This is a genomic window from Streptomyces sp. NPDC050636 (assembly GCF_040654775.1).
Classification (GTDB): Bacteria; Actinomycetota; Actinomycetes; order Streptomycetales; family Streptomycetaceae; genus Streptomyces.
In genome coordinates this window covers 1-9,737 of sequence record NZ_JBFAIP010000159.1, presented here as the reverse complement: position 1 = coordinate 9,737, position 9,737 = coordinate 1, and the positions used below count along the sequence as shown (strand labels likewise).

The 9,737-nt window shown below is 70.0% G+C and carries 13 protein-coding genes and 1 pseudogene; 5 read left to right on the top strand and 9 right to left on the bottom strand.

The genetic code is table 11. From position 1 onward, the window contains the following. The 5 genes and pseudogenes from AB0I10_RS38970 to AB0I10_RS38950 form a co-directional block, all read right to left on the bottom strand. Positions 1 to 119: pseudogene (locus tag AB0I10_RS38970) on the bottom strand (urease accessory protein UreG); the annotation flags it as partial. A 70-nt stretch (positions 120 to 189) separates the two neighbouring features. Further along, entirely contained in the window at positions 190 to 864 is a 675-nt protein-coding gene (locus AB0I10_RS38965; RefSeq protein WP_363157489.1) for an urease accessory UreF family protein, read from the bottom strand. A gap of 32 nt (positions 865 to 896) precedes the next feature. Beyond that, on the bottom strand, positions 897 to 2,618 hold the full coding sequence (locus AB0I10_RS38960) for an urease subunit alpha (RefSeq protein WP_363157488.1): 1,722 nt from the start codon (positions 2,616 to 2,618) through the stop codon (positions 897 to 899). Continuing rightward, positions 2,611 to 2,922: an urease subunit beta gene (locus AB0I10_RS38955; RefSeq protein ID WP_363157487.1), complete on the bottom strand. Its 312-nt coding sequence runs from the start codon at positions 2,920 to 2,922 to the stop codon at positions 2,611 to 2,613. The genes AB0I10_RS38960 and AB0I10_RS38955 overlap by 8 nt, the downstream gene beginning before the upstream one ends. Positions 2,923 to 2,939: 17 nt before the next feature. Continuing rightward, positions 2,940 to 3,242: an urease subunit gamma gene (locus AB0I10_RS38950; RefSeq protein WP_136738238.1), complete on the bottom strand. Its 303-nt coding sequence runs from the start codon at positions 3,240 to 3,242 to the stop codon at positions 2,940 to 2,942. 522 nt (positions 3,243 to 3,764) lie between these two features. Here AB0I10_RS38950 and AB0I10_RS38945 point away from each other — a divergent pair. Further along, positions 3,765 to 4,715 (top strand): M28 family metallopeptidase, encoded by a 951-nt coding sequence (locus AB0I10_RS38945; RefSeq protein WP_363157486.1) that lies wholly within the window; start codon positions 3,765 to 3,767, stop codon positions 4,713 to 4,715. A gap of 53 nt (positions 4,716 to 4,768) precedes the next feature. On the opposite strand, the gene AB0I10_RS38940 is transcribed toward AB0I10_RS38945, so the two are convergent. After that, positions 4,769 to 5,083 carry a type II toxin-antitoxin system Phd/YefM family antitoxin gene (locus AB0I10_RS38940; RefSeq protein ID WP_363157485.1) on the bottom strand — a complete coding sequence of 105 codons (315 nt, stop codon included), beginning with the start codon at positions 5,081 to 5,083 and terminating at the stop codon, positions 4,769 to 4,771. Between the two features lie 58 nt (positions 5,084 to 5,141). On the opposite strand from AB0I10_RS38940, the gene AB0I10_RS38935 reads away from it, so the two are divergent. The 3 genes from AB0I10_RS38935 (at position 5,142) to AB0I10_RS38925 (ending at position 6,978) form a co-directional block, all read left to right on the top strand. Then, positions 5,142 to 5,777: an ATP-dependent Clp protease proteolytic subunit gene (locus tag AB0I10_RS38935; RefSeq protein ID WP_363157484.1), complete on the top strand. Its 636-nt coding sequence runs from the start codon at positions 5,142 to 5,144 to the stop codon at positions 5,775 to 5,777. A 6-nt stretch (positions 5,778 to 5,783) separates the two neighbouring features. Continuing rightward, complete coding sequence (locus AB0I10_RS38930) at positions 5,784 to 6,092, top strand: hypothetical protein (RefSeq protein WP_363157483.1); 309 nt, start codon at positions 5,784 to 5,786, stop codon at positions 6,090 to 6,092. Positions 6,093 to 6,504: 412 nt separating this feature from the next. Beyond that, complete coding sequence (locus AB0I10_RS38925) at positions 6,505 to 6,978, top strand: C40 family peptidase (RefSeq protein WP_363157482.1); 474 nt, start codon at positions 6,505 to 6,507, stop codon at positions 6,976 to 6,978. Between the two features lie 119 nt (positions 6,979 to 7,097). Here AB0I10_RS38925 and AB0I10_RS38920 read toward each other — a convergent pair whose 3' ends face one another. Continuing rightward, positions 7,098 to 7,766 (bottom strand): LysE family transporter, encoded by a 669-nt coding sequence (locus AB0I10_RS38920; RefSeq protein ID WP_363157481.1) that lies wholly within the window; start codon positions 7,764 to 7,766, stop codon positions 7,098 to 7,100. A 104-nt stretch (positions 7,767 to 7,870) separates the two neighbouring features. Here AB0I10_RS38920 and AB0I10_RS38915 point away from each other — a divergent pair, with 104 nt between their 5' ends. Then, complete coding sequence (locus AB0I10_RS38915; RefSeq protein WP_363157480.1) at positions 7,871 to 8,788, top strand: LysR family transcriptional regulator; 918 nt, start codon at positions 7,871 to 7,873, stop codon at positions 8,786 to 8,788. Between the two features lie 10 nt (positions 8,789 to 8,798). On the opposite strand, the gene AB0I10_RS38910 is transcribed toward AB0I10_RS38915, so the two are convergent. Together AB0I10_RS38910 and AB0I10_RS38905 are read right to left on the bottom strand one after the other, a co-directional pair. Continuing rightward, positions 8,799 to 9,227, bottom strand: coding sequence for an ATP-binding protein (locus AB0I10_RS38910; protein ID WP_363157479.1), 429 nt, complete (start codon positions 9,225 to 9,227; stop codon positions 8,799 to 8,801). 367 nt (positions 9,228 to 9,594) lie between these two features. Continuing rightward, positions 9,595 to 9,737, bottom strand: a 143-nt coding sequence (locus AB0I10_RS38905) for an integrase core domain-containing protein (RefSeq protein WP_363157490.1), incomplete at its 5' end; no start/stop codon positions are given.

Below are 9,737 nucleotides of genomic sequence, written 5' to 3'. Positions count from 1 at the left end.
GTGCCGACCGGTCCGCCGAGGCCGATGCGCAGGGCGCGACGGGTGCCGTCCGCGCGTACGGGGCCGGCGGCGCTGTAGGTGTGACGCTCGGGGAAGGTTTCCTGGTGGTCGAGGTGCATGGTCACTCCGGTGGTTCGTTCGGCGATGGGCGACGGCGCGGGCGCGGCCCTGTGGTCGGGAGTCGAAGCGTCAGGATGCGAAGAGGCGTACCGGCCAGGCGGCGTGCTGTTCGGCGGTGATGTCGAGCATCGGCGCGGAAGCGGCCGGCAGCACGTCGCCCCCTTCGGTGGCGACGCGGCGCGCGGCCTCGGTTCCCTGTTCGGCGACCTGTTCGAGTTCGGCGGCGAGGCGGGCGAGGACCGCGGTGGCGTCGAAGGGGTCCAGGCTCAGCAGGCGGACGGCCGCGGTGGCCGGCCCGCTGATGTTCTCGTAGGCGACTGCGTACGCGGCGTCCAGCGGGTCGAGTCCCGCGGACCTGGCGGCGAGGCCGAGGACGACGGGTTGGTGGGCGCCGCGCGGGCGGGCCGCGGCGAGCGCGTCGAGTGCGGCGCTCGGCCAGGTGGCGCGGGCGGCCCGCATCATCTGCCGGCCGAGCCGCCGGGCGACCTGCCGCAGGGCCGGTACGGGTGTACGAGCGTCGGCGGCGTCGTCCAGAAGGAGGGGGTCGCAGCCGGCGGCGGCTGCGGCGGCGAGTCCCGCGGCGACCAGGCCGGCGGTGTGCAGCCGGCCCCGGCAGAAGCGCTCCAGGGTGACGGCGTCCTTGATGCGTCCCGCGGTGACGGCCGGCTCGGCGCCGCCCGAGTGGGCGTGCCCTCCGGCGGGGAACCGGCCGTCGGCGAGGACGAGCAGCGCTGCGCGGCTCATCGGTGGTACTCCCGTGTGTTCATCGGCGCCGCTCAGAAGAGGAAGTACCGCTGGGCCATGGGAAGTTCGGCAGCGGGGGCGGGCTCCACCGCCTCGCCGTCGATGGTCACCGTGAAGGTGTCGGGGTCGACATGGACGCGCGGCAGGGCGTCGTTGTTGCGCATATCGGCCTTGGTGAGGCCACGGGTGCTGCGGATGGCCTCGAAGGGCTTGGCCAGCGGGAGCCGCTCGGGGAGCGCGTCGTCAAGGGCCTGCTGGGAGACGAAGTTGACCGAGTTGCTGCCCGGGGCCTTGCCGGTGGCGCCGAACATCGGGCGGGGCAGGACCGGCTGCGGGGTGGGGATGGACGCGTTGGCGTCGCCCATCTGCGCGTACGCGATCTGGCCGCCCTTGATGACGAGCTGCGGTTTGACGCCGAAGAACGCCGGGTCCCACAGGACGAGATCGGCGAGCTTGCCGTCCTCGACGGAGCCGACGAGGTGGCCGATGCCCTGGGAGACGGCCGCGTTGATGGTGTACTTCGCGACATACCGGCGGGCCCGGTTGTTGTCCGCGCCGCCGTCGCCCGCGAGGGTGCCGCGGCGCCGCTTCATCACATGCGCGGTCTGCCACGTACGCAGCACGACCTCGCCGATCCGGCCCATGGCCTGGGCGTCGGAGGCCATGATCGAGATGGCGCCGAGGTCGTGCAGGATGTCCTCGGCGGCGATCGTGGAGGGCCGGATCCGGGACTCGGCGAAGGCGAGGTCCTCGGGGACGGCGGGGTTGAGGTGGTGGCAGACCATCAGCATGTCGAGGTGTTCCTCGACGGTGTTGACGGTGTGCGGCCGCGTGGGGTTGGTGGACGCGGGCAGCACATTCGGCTCGGAGACCATCGCGATCATGTCGGGGGCGTGGCCGCCGCCGGCGCCTTCGACGTGGAACGCGTGGACGGAGCGGCCGGCGATGGCGGCGAGGGTGTCGCCCAGGAATCCGGCCTCGTTCAGGGTGTCGGTGTGGATCGCCAGCTGGGCGCCGCTCTCCTCGCAGACGCCCAGGCAGGCGTCGAGGGCGGCGGGCGTCGCGCCCCAGTCCTCGTGGATCTTGAAGCCGAGGACGCCGGCCCGCAGTTGGTCGCGCATGGACGCGACAGACGTGGTGTTGCCCTTGCCGAGCAGTCCGACGTTGACGGGCAGGGAGTCCATCGACTCGAACATCCGGGCGACATGCCAGGCGCCGGGGGTGATGGTGGTGGCCTTGCTGCCCTCGGCGGGGCCGGTGCCGCCGCCGATCATCGTGGTGACGCCGGAGGCCAGCGCCTCGTCCGCCTGCTGCGGGCAGATGAAGTGCACATGGGTGTCGATGGCGCCGGCGGTGAGGATCTTGCCGTTGCCGGCGATGATCTCGGTCTCGGGGCCGATGACGAGGTCGGGGTGGACACCGTCCATCGTGTCGGGGTTACCGGCCTTGCCGAGCGCGGTGATCCGGCCGTCGCGGATGCCGACATCGGCCTTGACGATGCCCCAGTGGTCCAGCACGACCGCGCCGGTGATCACGGTGTCGGGGGTGCCCTCGGCGCGCGTGGCGCGGGACTGGCCCATCGATTCGCGGATCACCTTGCCGCCGCCGAAGACGGCCTCGTCACCGGCCCGACCGGGCCCGCCGGAGCGGTCCTCGGTGATCTCGATGACGAGATCGGTGTCGGCAAGCCGGATCCGGTCGCCGGCCGTCGGGCCGAAGAGGTCGGTGTACGCCTGGCGGGTCAGCTCAGCCATCGAGGGTGCCTCCAGTCTCACCGCGCAGGCCCACGACGATCCGCTTGCCCGCGATGGGGACCAGTTCGACCTCGGTGGGGATGCCGGGCTCGAAGCGCACGGCGGAGCCCGCGGCGACGTTCAGCCGCTTGCCGTGCGCGGCCACGCGGTCGAAGTCGAGGCCGGGGTTGGCTTCGGCGAAGTGGTAGTGGGAGCCGACCTGGACGGGGCGGTCGGCGGCGTTGAGGACGGTCAGGCGCGTGACGGGGAGGCCTTCGTTGAGGCGCACCGGCTCGTCGGCGTGGAGGATCTGTCCCGGGATCATCTTCGGTTCTCCCGTGGTCAGTCGATGGGTTCGTGAACGGTGACGAGCTTGGTGCCGTCCGGGAAGGTGGCCTCGACCTGCACGTCGTGGATCATCTCGGGCACGCCTTCCATGACGTCGTCGCGGCTGAGCACCTTGCGTCCGGAGGACATCAGCTCGGCGACGGTACGGCCGTCCCGTGCGCCTTCGAGGATGTGGGCGGTCAGCAGCGCGAGGGATTCCGGGTGGTTCAGCTTCAACCCCCGGGACCGTCGCTTTTCAGCCACGTCTGCCGCCACATGAATCATCAGCCGTTCCTGCTCATGCGGGGTCAGTTGCATACGTTCCACCTCACAGTCTTCCCGCCTGGACGCGATTGCCCAGGTCACAGGCGTGGACACACCCGCATGGGTAGATGTATCACACAGCAATTAAAGGGGGAGCAAACCGAATTTCAGCGGCTGGCCATCAACAGCCCCACGACCGGAGGCTAGTTCGGCGGGATTTCGACGGCGTTACATCCAGGGCCATCCAATGAGCCCTTATTGCACCTGACGTAACACGGTGTTCATCAACGCCCGCTACGGCGCGGCGAACCCATTCCGTCTATCGGCCGACACCCGCATTCCCGGACCGCCAACGGGAATTGGCGGCACATCCCCACTCCCCCAGACCTCAGACACCCTCCTCGCAGGCGGGACACACACCCCCAGGCAGAACTTTCCCCGCAATTCGGATAAAACCCACTCCGCGAACACAACTGTCCGGTATGCGCTCTTGACGAGGCGCGGAGCGGTCGCGATCCTCATGTGCGCGTCAAATCAGCTCCAACACCCCCCACACACATGTATCGGAGCCACACTGTGACTCGCTCACCGCGCACACGCCGCGTCGTGCTCGCCGCCGGCGCCTGCACCGCCGTCGCCGCCCTGCTGGGCACTGCGGCGGTCGCCCAGGCCACCGCCGCCCCTGAGAAGCTCGCCGCCCCGGACATCCCGGTAGCCGGCGTCAAGGGACACCTCGACCAGCTCCAGTCCATAGCCGAAGCCAACGGCGGCAACCGCGCCCACGGCCAGCCCGGCTACAAGGCGTCCATCGACTACATCAAGAGCAAGCTGGACGAGGCGGGCTACACCACCAAGGTCCAGGAGTTCAACTACGGCGGCGCCAAGGGCTACAACCTCATCGCCGACTGGCCGGGCGGCGCCGAGGACAAGACCGTGATGGCCGGCGCCCACCTGGACTCGGTCGACGACGGCCCCGGCGTCAACGACAACGGCTCCGGCTCCGCGGGCATACTGGAGGTCGCGCTCGCGGTCTCCCGGGAAGACCTCAAGCCCAACAAGCACCTGCGGTTCGGCTGGTGGGGCGCCGAGGAGTACGGGATGGTCGGCTCCAAGCACTACGTCGACGACCTGGCCGGCGACAAGTCGAAGATCGACTCGTATCTGAACTTCGACATGATCGGCTCGCCGAACCCGGGCTACTTCGTCTACGACGACGACACCCGCCTGGAGAAGGTCTTCAAGGACTGGTACGCGGCCAAGAACATCGCCACCGAGATCGAGACCGAGGGCGACGGCCGCTCGGACCACGCCTCCTTCAAGGAGGTCGGCATCCCGGTCGGTGGGCTCTTCTCGGGCGCCGACTACGTCAAGACCGAGGAGCAGGCGAAGAACTGGGGCGGCGAGGCGGGCAAGCCGTTCGACGCCTGCTACCACCAGTCCTGCGACACCTCGAAGAACATCGACGACAAGGCGCTGGACACCAACAGCGACGCCATCGCCCACGCCCTGTGGGAGCTCACCTCCTGACGCCCCCGCCACACCGAACGGCCGTTACGGCCGCAACCGCACGACCGTAGAGCTCAGCTCTCGCGACCCGGTCGCCGATTCCCGGCGGCCGGGTCGCGGTGTTCTGCCGCGATGCCGAAGCGCCGCCGTTCGCCCGGAGCGGACGACAGGTGCCGCACGGTGGAGACCGTGCTGATCACCTGCTCCTCCTCCGCCTCGCTGTCACGCCGCCCGAGTTCTTCGAGAAGCTCCAGGTCAGCGGCTGATACCAGCGCCACCAAGGGCTTTCCATGGCGCGTGACGACCACCCGCTCACCGCCGTAGACGACGCGGTTGATCAGATCCGCGAGCTCCGCCCGGGCTTGCGTCACCGGAATTTCGTAGGCCATGCTCCCATTCTAACTGGATGTACATCCTGTACATTTTTTACAGAGGAGAGGAGCAGTCATGCTGCGACCGACGGCCCGCTACGTCCTGCCGGAGTTCACCGAGCGCACCTCCGACGGAACCCGCACCTACGACCCGTACTCCAAGCTGCTCAGCGAGCGCATCATCTTCCTGGGCACCCCGATCGACGACACCTCCGCCAACGACGTCATGGCACAGCTCATCCATCTCGAACACGCCGCGCCCGAGCGGGACATCTCGCTCTACATCAACTCCCCCGGCGGCTCCTTCACGGCGATGACCGCCATTTACGACACGATGCGTTTTGTGTCCTGTGACGTCGAAACGATCTGTCTGGGACAGGCCGCGTCCGCCGCTGCGGTCCTGCTGGCCGCCGGCACCCACGGAAAGCGGCTGGCGCTGCCCGGCGCCCGGATCCTGATCCACCAGCCGTCGCTGAGCGAGCCGATCCAGGGCCAGGCCACCGACCTGCAGATTCAGGCGGAGGAACTGCTGCGCACCCGCGACAAGCTGGAGGAGCTGCTGACCCGGCACACCGGGCAGCCCCGTGAGCGGATCGCCGCGGACATCGAGCGCGACAAGTTCTTCGACGCCCGCGGCGCCCAGGAGTACGGCCTGATCGACGCGCTCACCCGTGACCGCAAGCGGTCGTCCGCCTCCCCCGTAGCGCGGTGAGTGCGGGTGCTGCCACCGGAACTGCCGCCGCTGCCCGCACTGACGCGGGCCGAGGGCGAGCTGATCGACCGCTATCTGGAGGTCCTGGACCTGCTGGGCCGGATCAATCCGGCCCGCAGTGGGTCCACGTACGGCGGGCTGCGCGCCGCCCAGGCGCTGGTCGGCAAGGCGGCCGAGCTGCGGGACGCGCTGACGCTGATGCACAACCGGGGCGAGAGCGAGCTGCACTTCGAGACGCTGACGCGGGCACTGCGGGTCCTGGACGGCGAGCGCCGGTCCCATCTCGTCACGGTGCCGCCGGCTGAAGAGCTCTGACGCCGACACACCTGGGGCCGGCCTGCCCGTACGGCGTAGCGCCTGCGCCTGCCAAAGGGAGGCGACGAATTGCGCGGCGCGCGCACACCTCGTACAGCGCCGGGCGATTCACCCCCGGCTCAGGGGCCGCGGACCGCATCACCCTTGCCGCAAAACACCTATAACACCCCATTCGGCGCACATGTGACCCATGCCACATGTGCCGATTTCAACTGGGAATCCGGGCGGTGGGTGCGTGAGGATCCGTTCGACGACAAGACCCCGCCACAGCGACGGGGCGGTCCGGACGGGCGCCTTGTCCCGCTGCCGTCCGGATGTCCGGTCGACGCGGTTGGGCCGGCGGGAGCGGAGGACCCGAGTACCACGGGCCCCGACAGGGCCCCCTTCGCAAGCGGCCGACGAAGGGTTGCGCATGACCATGCGCACGCATGTGCCGAATCTGCTGGCACGCACCGGCACCATCTCCGTGCTGGCACTGGTCACCGTCGCCGGCACCGCACTCGCCCCCGGCACGACCACGGACGCCGAAGCCACGTCCGTCCCCACCAAGGCGGTACGGATCGCCGCCTCCAAGAAGGGCTCGCCCTACCGGTACGGCAGCCAAGGGCCGCACAGCTTCGACTGTTCCGGGCTGACGCGGTACTCGTTCAAGCGCGCGGGGAGGGCCCTGCCGCGCACCGCCGCCGCGCAGTACAACAGCAGCAGGCGCGTACCCAAGGCCGCCCGCAAGGCCGGCGACCTGGTCTTCTTCCATTCGAGCGGGGGCGTTTACCACGTCGGCATCTACGCGGGCAGGGGCCGGATCTGGCATGCGCCGAAGGCCGGCAGCGCAGTACGCCTCGAACGGATCTGGACCCGCGCCGTCTCGTATGGGCGGGTGCGCTGACCTGCGGCGATGCGATGGGCTCGGTCAATTGTCAGTGGGGCTCGGTAACTTGACCTGGTGACCACGGAACTGAGCGGGCAGGCGGCGGCCGCGGCGCGGGAGAAGTTCCCGCCCGTGTCTCAGGCGAGCGCCAACTCGACGAGCAGGATGCCGCCCAGGGCGGTCAGCAGGGCTCCGGTGACGGCCTCCAGGGCGCGGGCGACCTGCGGACGGCGCAGCCAGATACCGAGCCGGTCGACGAGCAGCGCGACCGCGGGGAACCACACCAGCGCCATGGCGACGACCATGGTCGCGAGCAGCAGAGTACGGGGCAGCGCGGGCTGGCCCGCCGGGACGAACTGCGGGAGCAGACTGAGGAAGAGGACGGGGGCCTTGGGATTGAGCGCATTGGTGAGAAAGCCCTGGCGCAGGCTCTGCGCGGTGCCGAGGCGCACCGCCGGGTCGAGGACGGCGCCATCGGGCCGTGTGGTGGCGGCCGAGCCGGTGGAGGAACCCGCGGCGGCAGGACGGCGAACGGCCACCAGCGCGCGGATACCGAGGTACAACAGGTAGGCGCCGCCGAGGAGTTGGACGGCCCCGAAGAGCGCGGGCACGGCGACCAGCACCGCCGCGAGCCCGGCCACCGCCAGCGCGGTGTGCACCAGCAGTCCGCCCGCGACTCCGACGGCGGCGGCCACCCCGGCCCGGCGCGAGTCGAGTGCGTTGCGCACCACGACCGCGAAGTCCGCGCCCGGCATGGCGACCATGCCCGCGGCGACTCCGGTGAAGGTGATCAGCTGTCCGTCCATGACGTCATCTTCACCGAAAGGAGCCTTTAATAGGTATTGGGAATCTTCTAGGTCTGCCTAAAGAGATGCTTAAGGCACGAGTCCCTTAAGGAGCTGGGCTGCTCATGTACGACCCGACACGGCTGGCCGCTCTGGTAGCGGTGGCGGAGGCCGGTTCGATCACCCGGGCCGCGGACCGGCTCGGCTACACCGCGCCCGCGCTCTCCCAGCAGCTCGCCAAGCTGGAGCGGGAGGCCGGTACGGCGCTGCTGGTGCGCCACCACCGCGGCGCGCGGCTGACGGCGGCCGGAGAGCTGCTGCTCGTACGGGCCCGGCGGGTGCTGGACGAGCTGGATCTGGCACGGCACGAGCTGAACCGGCTGGCGGGGCTGTCCGGCGGCCGGCTGCGGGTGGGCACGTTCATGACCGCCGGTACGCATCTGCTGCCGCCCGCGCTCGGCTCGTTCCGGCGCGCGCACCCTGATGTGGAGCTGAGCGTCACGGAGTACGTACCGCCGCAGGGCACCGCGGCGGTCGCGCTCGGCGAGGTGGATCTGGCGCTGACACATGAGTATGTGCCGGGTGATCCGATGCCGGCCCCGGAGGGGGTGCTGCTGGAGCCGCTGCTGACCGAGGAACTGGTGCTCGTCACCGCTCCGGGCCACGCGCTGTCGGCGGGCACCGGACGGCTGCCGCTGGCCGAGCTGGCCGGGCAGCCGCTGGTCAGCATGGCTCCGGCCAATCCCAACCGGCGTGCGGTGGAGGCGGCGCTGGCGGCGGCCGGAGCGAGTGTGGCGGTGCGCTGCGAGTCGCCGAGCTATGCCGTGGTGTGCGCGTTGGTGAGCGCCGGGCTCGGGGTGGCGGTGGTCCCGGAGATGATGGCGTCCGGTTCGGTGACGCCGCTGGGTATCCGCCGACTGGAACCGCCCGACCTGCACCGCACCATCTCGGTGGCCTACCGGACCAGCGGCGGCACCCCGGCCGCGGACACCCTGCGTGCCCTGCTGCGCGGCACCTTCACCCGCCATGCCCCGCCGCCATGAGACGTCGCCGTCAGGCGACTCCGACCGGCCATGGCATCGCGATCCACACCGTCTTGCCGCCCGACTCCGTGGGAGTGACCTTGAGACGGCCGCCGGATTCCGCCGCGAGGTAGCGGATGATGACCATGCCCCGGCCGTTGTCCTGCTGGACAGCCGCGGGCAGCCGTTGCGGCCAGCGTGGATGGCTGTCGGTGACACCGACGCTCAGCTGTTCGTGGCGGTCCAGCCGCAGCTCGACGGTGAAGGTCGGGGACAGACCGAAGGTGTGCTGGATGGCGTTGGTCGCAAGCTCGGAGACGATCAGGCGGACGGAGTCGGCGGTCCCGGCATCGGCCGGGAGGCCCCATTCGGCGAGCACGTCCAGCGCATACCTGCGGGCGATGGTGACCGAGGCCGGTTCGGTCGGCAGGGTGAACGAGGATTCCTGGTGGTCTGCCATCGCGACGCCGTCCCTTTTCCCGCCGAGGCTCGGCTCCGGCGCACCGGCCGGGGGCCGAGATGCCGCTCGGGACACCGATGCGGCCTCGGACTGCTGCTCTGCGCCAGCCTGCCATCCAGCCGGCCGGGGGCGGGGCGATCCACCGAGATCTATACAAATCTGTCGCTCGAAGCGGTGAACTCTGCGACGCGAGACCGTATTCGGCGGCGCGGGGGCCGTCGGTGCCCTACACGGACCCGACCGCGCCGTACGGAGCAGCACGGGAGCGGAGGGGATCAGGCAGGGAACAGGCAGGGGAACAGGCAGATCAACTCGCCGCCCCTCAGAGACGCTAGGGCCTTTCCGACCCTGACCGATCGAACAGGCCCTAGGTGTGCTGTCCGGACAGGTTGGTGACGCGGCTGGCTGGTGTGAAGCCGTGGATGCCGGTGTGGGGTCGGTGGTAGTTGTACCAGTGCAGCCAGTCGGGGAATGCGGCTTGTCGTTCTGAGTCTGAGGTGTAGGGCCGGT